The sequence below is a fragment of the Nocardia sp. NPDC058633 genome (genome assembly GCF_042717045.1).
Lineage (GTDB): Bacteria > Actinomycetota > Actinomycetes > Mycobacteriales > Mycobacteriaceae > Nocardia.
On the sequence record NZ_JBHXRA010000003.1, the window covers coordinates 1 to 14,048 of the forward strand.

Below are 14,048 nucleotides of genomic sequence, written 5' to 3' on the forward strand. Positions count from 1 at the left end.
GCGTAGGCGACGAAGGAGCAAGCAACGGCGCCTGACCGGTGGCCCCTCGGGGCCGCGGACACGCGCGCGCCAGCGCGCCAACAAAGCTGTACCCTCGGGGCGTGAGCAGCAGCGACATCACCGCGTCGGCGGCCTGGCAGGCACTGCGCAGCAACCATCGCACCGTTGCGCCGATGCATCTACGGCAGCTGTTCGCCGATGACCCGGCCCGCGGCCGCGAGCTGACGCTGCGGGTAGCGGACCTGCACATCGACTACAGCAAACATCGCGTAACTCGCGAAACCCTGCGCCTACTCATCGATCTCGCGCACACCGCGGGCGTGCCGCAGCGCCGCGACGCGATGTATTCGGGCCAGCACATCAACACCTCCGAGGACCGCGCGGTCGGCCATATCGCGCTGCGCCTGCCGGTCGGCGATCAGCTCTGTATCGATGGCACCGACGCCGACGCCGAGGTGCACGACGTCCTGCGACGGATGGGCGAGTTCGCCGATTCCGTGCGCTCGGGTGTGTGGCGCGGCGCGACCGGCGAACGTATCGAGACCATCGTCAATATCGGCATCGGCGGCTCGGATCTGGGCCCCGACATGGTGTATCGCGCGCTGCGCCACTATGTCGACGCGGGCATCGATGCCCGGTTCGTCTCGAATGTGGATCCCGCCGACCTGGTCGCCAAGCTCGCCGGCCTCGACCCGGCGACGACGCTGTTCATCGTTGCCTCCAAGACGTTCTCGACCCTGGAAACACTCACCAACGCGACCGCCGCCCGCCGCTGGCTGGTCGACGCGCTGGGCGAGGAGGCAGTCGCCAAGCATTTCGTCGCGGTGTCGACGAACGCGGAACGGGTGGCCGCCTTCGGCATCGACACCGCGCACATGTTCGGCTTCTGGGATTGGGTCGGCGGCCGCTACTCGGTGGATTCGGCCATCGGCCTCTCGGTGATGGTGACCATCGGCAAGGAGAAGTTCGCGGAGTTCCTCAGCGGAATGCACGCCATCGACAGGCATTTCGCGACCGCGCCGCTCGCGGAGAACGCGCCGGTGCTGCTGGCGATGCTCGGCGTCTGGTATTCGAATTTCTTCGGCGCGGAATCGCGTGTGGTGCTGCCCTATTCGAACGATATGGCCCGTTTCCCGGCGTATCTGCAGCAGTTGACGATGGAGTCCAACGGCAAGTCGGTGCGCGCCGACGGCACCCCGGTCACCTCGTCGACCGGCGAGATCTTCTGGGGCGAGCCGGGTACCAATGGTCAGCACGCTTTCTACCAACTTCTCCATCAGGGCACCCGGCTGATCCCCGCCGATTTCCTCGGCTTCGCCAGGTCCACCGACGACCTGCCGACCCGCGACGGCACCGGCAGCATGCAGGACATCCTGATCAGCAATCTGTTCGCGCAGTCGAAGGTGCTGGCATTCGGCAAGACCGCCGAGGAGATCCGGGCCGAGGGCACCGATCCGGAACTGGTGCCGCACAAGGTGATGCCGGGAAACCGCCCGAGCACCACCATTTTGGCCGAGGAGCTCACACCGTCGGCGCTGGGTCAGCTGATCGCGCTCTACGAGCACCAGGTGTTCGTCGAGGGCATCATCTGGGGCGTCGACAGTTTCGACCAGTGGGGTGTGGAGCTGGGCAAGCAGCAGGCCCTGGCCCTGATGCCGTTGTTGAGCGGCCCGGAAAAGCCGGTGTCGGTGGGTGATTCGTCGACCGACGAGCTCATCGAGTGGTATCGGGCGCGTCGGCGCTGACCTCGCGCGCGGCCAGGGTCGCCGCGTGGATCCGGCCGGTCACGCTCGAGGTGATGATGGTGAGCAGGGTGCCGAGCACCACCAGGTCGAACACGATCTGCACCATCGTCACCACGCGCGCCGCCTGGCCGACCGCGTGTACATCGCCGAAGCCGACGGTGCCGAGGGTGACCAGCGTGTAATACAGCGCGTCGGTGCGGGTCTCGAGTCCCACGAACTGATCCGGATGCAGGTGCTGCAACCGGTAGTAGAACAACGCGAACACCGTGCCGACGACACACACGATCAGTAGCAGCCCGTCGACCTGTCCGCCCGCGGCCGTGGGTTCGCGCAGGTAGCTCTGCACGCGCCGCCACACCAGCCAACCCAGTCCTACGACGCCGGCGAAGAATCCGACCACGCCGGCCACCCGCCCCGGCCACGCGTTGAGCTCGAACACCCAGCCCACCGGCACGCTGTAGTAGAACAGCAGTGCGCACAGAGCCGCCGCACCGTTGCGCATCACATGTCCGGGGACTCGCCGAGATCGCTTCATCACTCCATGATTGCCCCGGGTTCGCCGAATTCCGCGCCGTACGCGCCGGTGGATCGGTGCACGCGGTAGCCCTCGCGTGTCGCGGTCAGCACGTGGTCGGCGCGGATTCTGCTCGCGGCGACGAGGTCGGCGTTGCGCAGATCGCTGTCGGTGACCTTCTCCCGCGCCTGCTCCGGTGTCCGGCCACCGGTGGTGTGCCGGTCGAGCAATCGTCGGGTGAGCACCGGCCGCGGCGCGTCCAGGTACCAGCAGGCGTCGAGCAGTCCGCGTACCCGCGCCCAGCCGGGCGCCTCGGCGTCGGTCAACAGCAGGTAGTTGCCCTCGACGAGGACTACGCGCTCGTGGCACACGAGCACGCCGCCGACGGTGGGCTCGTCGATCGCCCGGTCGAACAGCGGCCACGGCACCGGGGTCCCCACCGGAGTTTCCCGCAGCAACCGCAGGTCGGCGACGAACGCGGCCGCGTCGAAGGTGTCCGGCTCGCCCTTGCGCGCCAGGGCATTGCGCGCGCGCAGCACCTCGTTGCGCAGGTGATAGCCGTCCATCGGCGCGACGACTGCGGGCCGCCCGGTACCGATCAGCTCGACGCGGAGCCGCTGTGCCAGTGTCGATTTGCCCGCACCAGGCGGACCGGCGATCCCGAGCAGGAACCGATCTTCGCGCACCGGCACCCGGTGCGCCAGTTCGCCAATCGACAGCACCTCGTCGGCCCAGGTCACGGCCCCACCCTACCGACGCGCTAGCGCACGTCGACGAATCCGCGTTCGAGGATCGCACCGGTGTCCACGCCGACGGGCAGGGTACCGAACGCGATTCCCCAGTCACCGCCAAGGCGCGTCGCGCAGAAGGCGTCCGCGACCGCGGGATGTCCGTGCCGCACCAACTGCGCGCCCTGCAGGACCAGTGCCATCAGCTCGACCACGCGGCGGGCGCGGTATTCGATATCGGACAGGTCGGTGAGTTCCTTGCCGACGCGATCGATCGCGTCGTCGAGACGCGTATCGGCACCGCGAGCGAGCCCGACCTCGGCGAAGTACGCCTCCACCGTCTCCGGCTGACGTCCCATGGCGCGCAACGCATCCAGGGCCGCGACGTTGCCCGAACCTTCCCAGATCGACATGAGCGGGGCTTCGCGGTACAGCCGCGGCATGCCCGATTCCTCGGCGTAACCGTTGCCGCCCAGGCATTCCAGCGCTTCGGCGGCATGAGCGGGAGCGCGTTTGCACACCCAGTACTTGGTGATGGCGAGGGCGATCCGGCGCAGGGCCGCCTCCGCGGGATCGCTGCCCGCGCGATCGGTGGCGCCGGCCAGTCGCATCATCACCGTGGTCGCCGCATCCGATTCGACCACCAGGTCGGCGAGCACATTGCGCATGGCGGGCTGGTCGATCAACTTGGCGCCGAACGCTTCTCGGTGCCTGGCGTGGTGGATCGCGGTGACCGCGCCGAGCCGCATGCCGGTGGCCGAACCGATCACACAGTCGAGGCGGGTCATGTTGACCATCTCGATGATCGTCTTGACGCCTGCCCCCTCTGCGCCGACGAGCCAGCCGGTGGCGTTCTCGTATTCGATTTCCGAGGACGCGTTGGACTTGTTGCCCAGCTTGTCTTTCAGTCGCTGGATGCGAAGGGGGTTGCGGGTGCCGTCGGGCAGCACGCGCGGCAGCAGGAAGCACGACAAGCCACCAGGGGCCTGGGCGAGGGTGAGGAACATGTCCGACATGGGCGCCGAGGTGAACCACTTGTGCCCGACGATGCGGTACGACCCGTCGGTGTGCGGGGTGGCGGTGGTGGTGTTGGCCCGTACGTCCGAGCCGCCCTGCTTCTCCGTCATCGACATGCCCGCGATGAGACCGGCCTTGCTCGACGGCTCGCGCAAGCCGAAATCGTAGGTGCGCGAGCCGAGCAACGGCTCGAATCGGGCGGCCAGTTCGGGATTGTGGCGCAGCGCGGGCACCACCGCGTAGGTCATCGAAATCGGGCACATGTGCCCGGCGTCGGCGACGCCCCAGGTGTAGAACTTGGCGGCGCGCGCGGTGTGCGCGCCGGGCCGCTCGTCCAGCCACGGCGAACCGTGCAGACCGTGTGTCACGGCGACATTCATCAGGTCGTGCCAGTGCGGGTGGAATTCCACCTCGTCGACACGGTTACCCCACCGGTCGTGGGTGCGCAGCACCGGCGGGTACTCGTTGGCCAGCCTGCCCCACTCCTGTGCCTCGGAACCGCCTGCCAGCGCACCGAGTTCGCGCACTTCCGCTTCGGCCCACCCCGCGCCTTCGCGGTGCAGGCCCTCGATCAGCGCGGGATTGCGCGCGCCGTCGAAGGGGATCAGTGGTGGCGCCTGGTTGAACACCTCGTGGGTCGGCATGTCCTGTAACTCCTTCGACTACGACGATTCCGGGCGCGCGCCCAGCGCGCGCACGGCGAAAGCGACCAATTCGGGGATGACGGTCTCGGCAGGGGGCGCGGCGACCAGCGGGCCGACCAGCACCTCACCGATCGCACCGACCAGGGCGGCCGCGCTGACGCTCGAATCCTGCGCGGGCAAGCGACCGTCGGCGACACCGTGGGCGATAGCGGTCTCGAACGAGGCGGCGAACGCGCGCCGGAACTCGAGCCGTTGCGCGTCGACGGCGGCATCGACGGGCTCGGCGAGCAGCACATAGGCGAGTTTCGGATTCTTGAGGGCGCGTCCCGCGAAGGTCTCCACCGCGGCGGTGACCCGCTGGAGCACATCGCCATCGGCTACCGCGGCTCGTACCGCGTCGACCTCGCGGGCGACCACCGTCTCGAACACCGCCGCGACCAGCTCGGCCTTGTTCTCGAACTGCTTGTACACGGTGCCGGTCGCGATACCCGCCTCGGCGGCGACCGCGGCCATCGACAACCCGGCGAAACCGGAACGCGAGAGCACACTGGTGGCGCCCTGCACGATCAGCGCCCGCTGCGCGTCGAGCCGGGCCTGTACGGCCGGGGTTCTCCGGTACACCATATGAAGAAGTGAACCACTGATTCACCTCTTCACACAAGGGCACCGTGGCCGTAAGGTCGAGGAATGCAACCGACCGGGCAGCCCACTTCCCACCCCGTGCGTGTCGAGCACGAAGGCCCGGTCACGACCGTGATCCTGAACCGCCCGCACGCCCGCAACGCCGTCGACGGCCCGACCGCTCGCGCGCTGGCGGAGGCCTTCCGCGCGTTCGACGCCGACCCCACCTCCTCGGTGGCCGTGCTGTGGGGCGAACACGGCACCTTCTGCTCCGGCGCCGACCTCAAAGCCCTCGGCACCGAGAACAGCAATCACGCCACCGAAGACGGTGACGGTCCGATGGGCCCGACCCGGCTGCGCCTGTCCAAGCCGGTGATCGCGGCGGTCTCCGGGTACGCCGTGGCGGGCGGGCTCGAACTGGCCCTGTGGTGCGATCTGCGAATCGCCGAGCAGGACGCCACGTTCGGGGTGTTCTGCCGACGCTGGGGTGTGCCGTTGATCGACGGGGGCACGGTGCGCCTGCCCCGCGTCGTCGGCGAAGGCCGCGCGCTCGACATGATCCTCACCGGCCGCCCGGTGAGCGCACCCGAGGCGCTGCAGATGGGCCTGGTCACCCGGGTCGTGCCCACCGGCGAGGCCCGCCGTGCCGCCGAGGAGCTGGCCCTCCAGCTGGCCGCGCTCCCCCAGACGTGTCTGCGCACCGACCGCGCCGCCCTGTACGACCAGTACGGCCACACCGAAGAGGAGGCGCTGCGCCTCGAATTCCGGCACGGCATGACAGCCCTGTCCGACGGCGCGCTCGACGGAGCCGCCCGCTTCGCCGCGGGCGCGGGCAGGCACGGTAGCGCCGGCCAGCACTGATGGACCACCTCACCGTCGTCGACGAGATCTTCCTGCGCACCCACCGCGGCATGGGAACCCCCATCGCCCTGCAGGGCCTGTGGCGCACCCGCGAGGCCATGGAACCCGCGCTGCTACGCGCGATTCACGACCGGCTGCGCCACGGCGACCTCGGCCGCAGAGTGGTCGACCCGAGGGTCCCCGGCGCTCGCCGCAGCTGGCACCCCACCACCAGAGCCCATCGCCTGGACCTGCTCCCGAACACCACCGGCGCCGACTGGCCGACGACTCCGCTCCGCCCCGCCACCCACGGCGATTCCGGGGCCGCCGTCGGCCCACTGTCCGAGAACGCGATCCTGGTGTGGGCCGACGCGCTCGGCACCGATCTGGACCCGGAGTTCGCGCCCGGCTGGCGTCTTTCCGCTGCCCGCCTCCAAGACGGCGGAACCGTTGTCGCCATCACCTGTTCGCATGCACTGGCCGACGCCCGTGGGCTGATCCACGCCGTCACCGCCGCCCTCCGATCCCTCGAACCCACCGATTCGGCGCCCGCCGGCGACATGCGCGCCCGGACGGCGTCGTCGGAGTGGGCAGACGCCGCGTCCCAATGGGTCACCATCTTCGGCGGCACGGCGCGTGCGCTGCGCCAACGGCTCGCACGACCGCTCGTCCGCCCCGCCGCGCGGCCCTGCGCCGACAAGCCCGAGCCGGTGTCGAACAGCGGCCGGCACCTGCGGCCGGTGCTGCTCACCTTCGACGCCACCCACTGGGACGCCACCGCGAGCGCGCTCGGCGCGACCCCGAACAGCCTGTTCATCCACCTGATCGCCACTGTCCTGTGGCAGAACGGCTTTCCGAATCCGACCATCACCGCGAGCCTGCCCGTGGACACTCGCGACGAACCCCGCGTCGACAACGACCTCGCGATGACCGAGATCGCCATCCAACGCACCGACACGCCCGCCACCATTCGCGACAGCGCCAAGGCGGCCTATCAGCGCCGAATCTCGAGCCCCGCGGGCCTTCCCGAGGAAATCCTGCAGGTACTCCCCGACCCCTTGGCCTACGCCCTCAGCAAGGGCGCGGGCGAGCGGGACATCCTGTGCTCCAACATCGGTGCGTTACCCGACGCTGTGCGAAATGTCGGCCCACACCAGTGCACCCGGGTGGCGGCCCGCGCGATCCACCCCGACATCACCACGTTCCCCCGCACCCAACTCGCGGGCTATTTCTCCCAGCTCGACAACACCTACACACTCGCCGTCGTCAGCCTCGCCGCCCACAACGATTCGCTGTCCACAGCCATCGACAACGCGTGCGCGTCGGCCGGATTGCGCCCCGCCCCCTGGTAAGCCGTCAGGTCGCCGTCATCCCGGTCAACAGCACGCGAAGCCCCCAGACGAACTGATCCACGGAAGTCCAGGCGGCGATCTCGGCCAGATGCGCGGCGGTGCGCGGCCACCGGGACGAATCCAGGCCTCGCAGGGCCGTACGGCGGGCCGCGATCCGCTCGGATTCCGCGGGGAGCGGCGGCTTTCCCTCGGTTTCGGCCACGTCGAGGGCGATCGATCCGAGCACGTACACCAGCACCGCGTACACCCCGTGCGCTCGAACGGGCGCCGGCAAGCCGCCGCGGGCCAGGCAGACGAACAGTGACTCGGTGATCTCGCGTGCCACCGGTCCGTCGGCCGACGGACTGTCCATGGGCCCCGACATGATCAACTCCGCGACCGCGGGATGGGCGAACAGCAGACCGCGCACGCGGAGCGCGAACTGGATCACGGCCGCGGTCCACTCCACGCCGCCGTCGGCGAGCGGCCCGAGCGCCACCGATGACAGCACGCGTTCGATCGCGACGCGTTCGAGGCCCGCCACGCTCCCGACGCGGGCCCGCACCGCGGCCGCGTCGACCCCGAGCCGCTGCGCCACCGCCTCGAAGGACAAGCTCCGCGCGCCGCCTGCGTCGAGGACGGCGAGCGCGGCGTCGGCAATCTGCTTCCCGGAGAGCGACGCCGACGCGCCATCGACGTCTGGACCTGGGGTTTCCGCCTCGGGCATGGGCCGAACTGTACTCCGCGAACCCTCGCGGAATCCGGTACCGATCAGGGTGTCAGCCCCAACCGGGTGGCCAGCCACGGCAGTTGGTCGCGCAACCCGGACGCCCACAGCTCGAAGTTGTGCCCGCCCGGCAGAATCCGCAACCGCACATCCATTCCCGCGTCTTTCGCCGCCTGATACATCCGCTCCACCTGCGGCCGATACATCTGGTCATCGGCGCCGACGACGAACGCGCCCGCGGAGTCCGGGTACACCCGCGTCCGCAACAGATCGAGCGGATTGACCCGCACCAGCGCCGCGGTATCGCCGCCGAACGCCGCGTCCACCGTGCGCTGCCGATCACCCAGCGTCGGTTCGTCCTGACCCGATATGTCGAGGAAGGTGGGATAGACCTCGGGATGGTTGGTGGCCAGTTGGAGTGCGCAGGTGCCGCCGTACGAGAGTCCACCCACCGCCCAGGAGCGCGGATCCGGATCGATCTGCAGATTCGCCCGTGTCCAGGCGGGCACGTCGACGGCCAGGTAGGTGGCGACCTTGCCGAGGTCGGAGTCCAGGCACAGCGGGTTCGCCAACTGGGAACCGGTCCCGTCGGCCACCACGACCACCGGCGCGAGCCCCTCGTGCGCGCGGGCGAAGGAGTCGGCGGTCTCGGCCAACTGCCCGCCGACGAACCAGTCCTGTGGCGCGCCCGGCTCACCGGCGAGCAACACCAGCACGGGCAGCAGCGGGCGGGGATCGGCGAAATAGGCAGGTGGCAAATAGATCTGGGCATCGCGAGCGGCGAAACCGGACGCCGTCGGCGGCACCGACGCGGTGAGTACGCGACCTCCCTCGGGCATTCCACCGGGCGGGTGCCAGGCGGGCTCGAGCGGACGCGCGCTGACCACCCGCTCGCGCCGGGTCAGCTCACCGGCTTCGATTCGCTGCACCTGCTCGACCCCGAGCGCCGCGCCCACCGTCGGATACGACGCGTACACCAGGTTGATCCTGACGCCCACCGCGATCAGCACGACCGTCGCCGCGAGCACTGTCGTCACCCCGGCTCCCACCGTCCGGCGCACCAGAATTCGCGGCACCACCAACAGCATCGCGGCTGTCGCGATGCCGATCAGCGCGTACACCGACACCGCGATCGGGTCGGGAAACGGCCGCCACACCTCCTCGACGAACAGGTACAGCGCCATGGTGAGCACCGTGGCGGTCAGCACCACGATCGGCATGGTCGTCGTGACGTAGCGCCGTACGCGGGGTAACAGCAACCACACGGCACCCACCGCGCCGAGCACGGCCGCCACCACCGGAAGCCATCCGGTGAGCAAAGACAGATCGGTGATTCGCGTCATCGCTGACCTCCACAGATGCCACCTCGACCGCCCTGGCACGCGCATCACGGTCCCGGTACGGCCGCGATGACATACGGTACACAGACGACGTCGCTGCGCCGGTGCGGCGCACTCGCAGCAAAGGGCGGTTCTATGGACGACAGCGCGGTTGCCACCGAACCGACTCCCTCGCGCGGCGTCACCCTGGCGCACACCGTGATCCGCCGGTTGCCGTTCACCGCCGGCTTCCTCGTCGTGGTCGCGCTTCTCGGCCTCGTCACGGGCGGCCTCTGGCGCAGGCTCGACGAGCGCTCCTGGTTCCCCGATATCGCCTACGGCTGGCTCGCGCTGACCGAGGGCAAGTGGTGGACGCCGCTGTCCGGTTGGTTCTTCGGGCTCACACCCTTCCAATACCTGTGCATGGCAGTGCTTTTCGCGGCCGGTGTCGGCTGGACGGAATGGCGTCTCGGCACCGTGCGCACCGCGCTGGTCTGCCTGTCGGGGCAGCTGATCGGCGTGCTCGGCGCGTCGGTGACGGTGGGACTGCTGGCCCACACCCATCTCGGTTGGGCGGACCGGCTTTCCGAGGTGCGCGATGTCGGGTTCACCACGGCGGCGTTCGCGGCGCTGGCCGCCGTCTCGGCGACGCTGCGTTCGCCCTGGCGCCTGCGGGTGCGCGCCGCGCTGATGGCGCACGTGGCGATCACGTTCCTGTTCGAATCGACTTTCGCCGATCTCATGCATCTCATCGCGCTCGCGGTGTGGCTGCCCGCGGGCGAGAAGCTGTTCAGCCGCACCGAACACGGCTTCTGGCCACGCACCCGACGTGAGGTGCGCATGCTCGCCTTCGTCGGCCTGCTGGTGATCGCGGCGGCCTCGGTGGCGGTGTACTTCTTCCCCGGCAACAGCCTGCTCGGCCCCACCGAGAACGAACGCGGCTCACTGTGGAGCACGATCCTGACGGTGGTGGTGATCACGGTGGTCGCCGATCAGCTGCGCACAGGCAGGCGCTGGGCGTGGTGGGCCGCCCTGGCCTACGGCCTGCTGCACGTGGTGTTCACGCTGGTGCTGCTCGGGGTCGCCATCGGCACCGACTACGAGACCACCGGCGCGGTGACCGCCGGAACCGGCCTGCTCTGGGCAGTCGAGGTGGCCTTGCTCTACGGCGGCCGCGGCGCGTTCCGGGTGCCCGCCCGGCGCAAGATCACCGACGGCGCGCTCACCGGCACCGAGCCCGGCGAGGCGGTGCGCGCGCTGCTCGCCCGCTACGGCGGCAGCACCATGTCGTGGATGACCACCTGGCCGGAGAACAAATACTGGTTCTCCGACGACGGCGAACGCTGCGTCGCCTACCAGCGCCACGCGGGCACCGTCATCGTGCTCACCGACCCGATCGGCCCGGCCGATCTCCTCGGCGACACCATCGCGGGATTCACCGATCGCTGCGAAGCCGACGGCCTGATCCCGTGCCTGTTCTCCACGACCGAGGCCGCCGCGCGCGTCGCGGGTGAACTCGGTTGGCGCAGTGTGCAGATCGCCGAGGACACCATCGTCGACCTGCCGGGCCTGGAGTTCAAAGGTAAAGCCTGGCAGGACATCCGGTCGGCCATCAACCGGGCGACCAAGGAGGGCATCGAGTTCCGCCTCGTCGAACTGGCCGACCAGCCGTTCGCGGTGATCGCCCAGGTGCGCTCGATCTCCGAGGAGTGGGTGGGCGAAAAGGGCCTGCCGGAAATGGGTTTCACGCTCGGCGGGGTGGAAGAAGCCCTGGATCCGGCCGTGCGGGTCGGGCTGGCGATCGACGAGAAGGGCGACGTGCACGGTGTCACGTCCTGGCTGCCCGTCTACGGCCCCGGCGACGATATCCGCGGCTGGACGCTGGACGTGATGCGCAGACGCCCCGGCGGTTTCCGGCCGGTCGTGGAGTTCCTCATCGCCTCGGCGTGTCGAGAGTTCGAAGCCGAAGGCGCCGAGATCGTTTCACTGTCGGGCGCTCCGCTGGCGCGCAGTACCGACACCGACGGCGGCGAACCGATCGATCGCCTGCTCGAAGGGCTCGGCGCCGCGATGGAACCGTATTACGGTTTCCGGTCCCTGCATTCGTTCAAAGCCAAGTTCCAGCCCCGGCACGAGCCGGTGTACCTGTGCTACCGCGACGAGGCGGACCTGCCCCGCATCGGCATCGCCCTGACGAAGGCCTATCTGCCCGAAGTCTCGGCCAAGGACCTGATGGCGCTCGGCGCCGCCGGGCGTTAGCACCCGGCGCGCACCGCCCTGGCCGGATTCACCTCTCCGGCAGCGCGCTCGGCGTCACCCGCACGGCGACGTCGACGGGTAGGTCGATGCCCGGTTCGAGGTTGTCGGCCGGGATCGGCTCCCCCCAGACCTGCCGCAGCGGCAGCACGCCGGCCCACACACCGCCGGCCGCGATGTCGCCCTCGTCATCGCTGGGCCCACCCGAGCGCACCTTCACCGATGCCTCGGTGAGGTCGAGCGCGAGCACCATCGTCGCGGCCATCTCCTTGCGGCTGGGTGAGCGCACCCGGTCCCACGCCCCGGGCGCGGAATGCTCCACGATCACCCGCAGGGCGTTGTCGCGCTCGGCCTCGTCGGTGACCAACACCGCCTTGCCCCGAATCACCGCGCAGCGGTAGTTCATCGAGAAGTGCATGGCCGAGCGGGCGTACACCAGCCCGTCGACGTGGGTCACGGTGAGCGAGATCTCGCTGTCGATCGCGGCGCGTAGATTGCCCGAACCGGTGGATCCGTGCAGGTAGACGGTGTCGCCGACGCGGCCGTAGATGGTCGGCAGCACCACCGGCGACCCGCCGAGCAGCACGCCGAGATGGCAGACGAGGCCGGCGTCGAGCACCGCGTCGAGTGCGGCGCGATCGGTGACGCCACGTTCCTTGGCCCGGGTCAGCGTGGTGCGCGGGGTCGGCGACAGGGGGTTGCGGTGGACATCGTACGTGCTCATAAGATGAGCTTCGCCGAAGAAGTGGACCGAGAATAGATCCAATTCGACCGAATTTCAACATGCCAATTCGAGGTGGACGATGCTCGACGACCTTCCGATACCGCTCGACCGAACCGCCCCCGAACCGCTTTCTGTGCAGGTGGCCGACGCCCTGCGCACCGCCGCGACCGCCCGAGTGCTGCGCGTCGGCGACCGTTTACCGTCCTCGCGCGCCCTGGCACAGCGACTCGGGGTGAGCCGGGCCGTGGTGGCGAGCGCCTACGACCAACTGCACGCGGAAGGCTGGCTGACCGGCCGACACGGCTCCGGCACCTATCTGAGCACCGCGCCCGCCACCGCGCCCCCGACCACCGGCGCGGGTCGCGGCGTCGATCCCGACGCGGGCCTGCTCGATCTCGGCCCCGGCGCACCGTGCGCCGAAGCGGTCGACTCCGCGGCGTGGCGCCGCGCCTGGCGCGCGGCGGGCGACCAGGCACCCGAGGCCCGCAAGAACCGCGCGGGCGAACCGGACTTCCGGGCGGCGGTCGCCGATCACCTCCTGCGCCACCGCGGCCTGGCCGCCGGGGCGGGGTCGATGGTCCTGGCCACCGCGGGCACCAGCGCGGCGGTCGGCGAACTGGCCACCGCACTGCTTCGTCCCGGCGATACCGTCGCCATCGAGGATCCCGGTTATCTGCGCGCCGCCGGCGCCTTCCGGGCCGCGGGCGTCGAGGTTGTCCCGGTTGCCGTCGATACCGACGGTGTGCGCGTCGACCGGATCCCGGCCGGTGTCCGCGCTGTCTATTGCACCCCGGCACACCAGTTTCCGCTCGGTGCGATGATGCCGGCGCCGCGACGGGTGGAGCTGATCGAATTCGCGCGAAGGACAGGCGCCTTGGTGATCGAGGACGACTACGACGGCGAATTGCGTTACGACACAGCACCGCTGCCGCTGCTGGCGGCGATGGCACCCGACGTCGTCGTCCATCTCGGCACCACCAGCAAGATCATCGCCACCACCCTCGGCGTCGGCTGGCTCGTCGCCCACCCCGACATCACCGACGCGGTACTCGCCCATCGAGCCCACATCGGCAGCTCCCCGAGCCCCGCCGGGCAGCGGATCCTCAGCGAATTCGCCCGCCACGGCGACCTGTCCCGGCACCTACGTCGGCTCCGCAGAGTCGTCCCGCCGCGACGTGCCCTGGTCGTCGACGAGCTCGCCCGCCGCGGCCTGCCCGTCGTCGGTGACGACGCGGGCTCCCACGTCGTGGTCGAACTCCCCGACCCCACCGCCGAACGCCACGCCGTCGACACCGCCCGCGCCCGCGGTGTCCTCCTCGACGGGCTGGCCCGCCACCACCTCGCCGAACCCCACCGTTTCGGCGTCGCCATCGGCTACACCGCCCTGACCGGTGCCGACCTCGCCCGCGCCGTGCCCATCGCGGCCGACTGCCTCGCCGACGCGTGCGCGCGAAGCTGACCAGCACCGATTGCTGCCGACAGCCGACCCGAAGCACGCCACAGCCCGCACCACGCAGAGCATGCCCCGCGATCGCCGACGGTCGTAGCATGGACCAGGACCCGGCACTACCTCCGACTATCG

General features: G+C 69.9%; 12 protein-coding genes. 5 read left to right on the plus strand and 7 right to left on the minus strand.

Features of this window, described 5'->3' with window-relative positions; translation table 11 throughout:
* Positions 1-101: 101 nt before the first annotated feature.
* The gene (gene pgi, locus ACFWUR_RS04155) at positions 102-1,745 is read left to right on the plus strand and encodes a glucose-6-phosphate isomerase (RefSeq protein ID WP_378901605.1); all 1,644 of its coding nucleotides are present in this window, start codon (positions 102-104) and stop codon (positions 1,743-1,745) included.
* Here the strand turns inward: pgi and ACFWUR_RS04160 are convergent.
* From ACFWUR_RS04160 to ACFWUR_RS04175, 4 genes are read right to left on the minus strand one after another with little or no spacing between them, the layout of a single operon-like run.
* Positions 1,714-2,280, minus strand: a complete 567-nt coding sequence (locus ACFWUR_RS04160) for a potassium channel family protein (RefSeq protein WP_378901608.1) — start codon at positions 2,278-2,280, stop codon at positions 1,714-1,716. The two genes, pgi and ACFWUR_RS04160, sit on opposite strands and share 32 nt — an antisense overlap.
* Positions 2,280-2,999 carry a nucleoside triphosphate hydrolase gene (locus ACFWUR_RS04165; protein WP_378901611.1) on the minus strand — a complete coding sequence of 240 codons (720 nt, stop codon included), beginning with the start codon at positions 2,997-2,999 and terminating at the stop codon, positions 2,280-2,282. The genes ACFWUR_RS04160 and ACFWUR_RS04165 overlap by 1 nt, the downstream gene beginning before the upstream one ends.
* Before the next feature lie 20 nt (positions 3,000-3,019).
* On the minus strand, positions 3,020-4,648 hold the full coding sequence (locus ACFWUR_RS04170) for an acyl-CoA dehydrogenase family protein (RefSeq protein WP_378901614.1): 1,629 nt from the start codon (positions 4,646-4,648) through the stop codon (positions 3,020-3,022).
* 18 nt (positions 4,649-4,666) lie between these two features.
* Positions 4,667-5,272: a TetR/AcrR family transcriptional regulator gene (locus ACFWUR_RS04175; protein WP_378901617.1), complete on the minus strand. Its 606-nt coding sequence runs from the start codon at positions 5,270-5,272 to the stop codon at positions 4,667-4,669.
* 63 nt (positions 5,273-5,335) lie between these two features.
* On the opposite strand from ACFWUR_RS04175, the gene ACFWUR_RS04180 reads away from it, so the two are divergent.
* Positions 5,336-6,130, plus strand: a complete 795-nt coding sequence (locus tag ACFWUR_RS04180) for a crotonase/enoyl-CoA hydratase family protein (RefSeq protein ID WP_378901620.1) — start codon at positions 5,336-5,338, stop codon at positions 6,128-6,130.
* Positions 6,130-7,461: a hypothetical protein gene (locus ACFWUR_RS04185; protein WP_378901623.1), complete on the plus strand. Its 1,332-nt coding sequence runs from the start codon at positions 6,130-6,132 to the stop codon at positions 7,459-7,461. The genes ACFWUR_RS04180 and ACFWUR_RS04185 overlap by 1 nt, the downstream gene beginning before the upstream one ends.
* 4 nt (positions 7,462-7,465) lie before the next feature.
* Here ACFWUR_RS04185 and ACFWUR_RS04190 read toward each other — a convergent pair whose 3' ends face one another.
* Both ACFWUR_RS04190 and ACFWUR_RS04195 read right to left on the minus strand, forming a co-directional pair.
* On the minus strand, positions 7,466-8,167 hold the full coding sequence (locus ACFWUR_RS04190; RefSeq protein ID WP_378901626.1) for a TetR/AcrR family transcriptional regulator C-terminal domain-containing protein: 702 nt from the start codon (positions 8,165-8,167) through the stop codon (positions 7,466-7,468).
* Between the two features lie 44 nt (positions 8,168-8,211).
* Positions 8,212-9,510 (minus strand): alpha/beta hydrolase, encoded by a 1,299-nt coding sequence (locus ACFWUR_RS04195; RefSeq protein WP_378901629.1) that lies wholly within the window; start codon positions 9,508-9,510, stop codon positions 8,212-8,214.
* 132 nt (positions 9,511-9,642) lie between these two features.
* On the opposite strand from ACFWUR_RS04195, the gene ACFWUR_RS04200 reads away from it, so the two are divergent.
* Positions 9,643-11,745, plus strand: coding sequence for a bifunctional lysylphosphatidylglycerol flippase/synthetase MprF (locus ACFWUR_RS04200; protein WP_378901632.1), 2,103 nt, complete (start codon positions 9,643-9,645; stop codon positions 11,743-11,745).
* Positions 11,746-11,773: 28 nt separating this feature from the next.
* Here ACFWUR_RS04200 and ACFWUR_RS04205 read toward each other — a convergent pair whose 3' ends face one another.
* On the minus strand, positions 11,774-12,466 hold the full coding sequence (locus tag ACFWUR_RS04205; protein ID WP_378901635.1) for a pyridoxamine 5'-phosphate oxidase family protein: 693 nt from the start codon (positions 12,464-12,466) through the stop codon (positions 11,774-11,776).
* Between the two features lie 79 nt (positions 12,467-12,545).
* Between ACFWUR_RS04205 and ACFWUR_RS04210 the strand changes: the two genes are divergently transcribed.
* Complete coding sequence (locus ACFWUR_RS04210; RefSeq protein ID WP_378901638.1) at positions 12,546-13,925, plus strand: PLP-dependent aminotransferase family protein; 1,380 nt, start codon at positions 12,546-12,548, stop codon at positions 13,923-13,925.
* Positions 13,926-14,048: the final 123 nt, after the last annotated feature.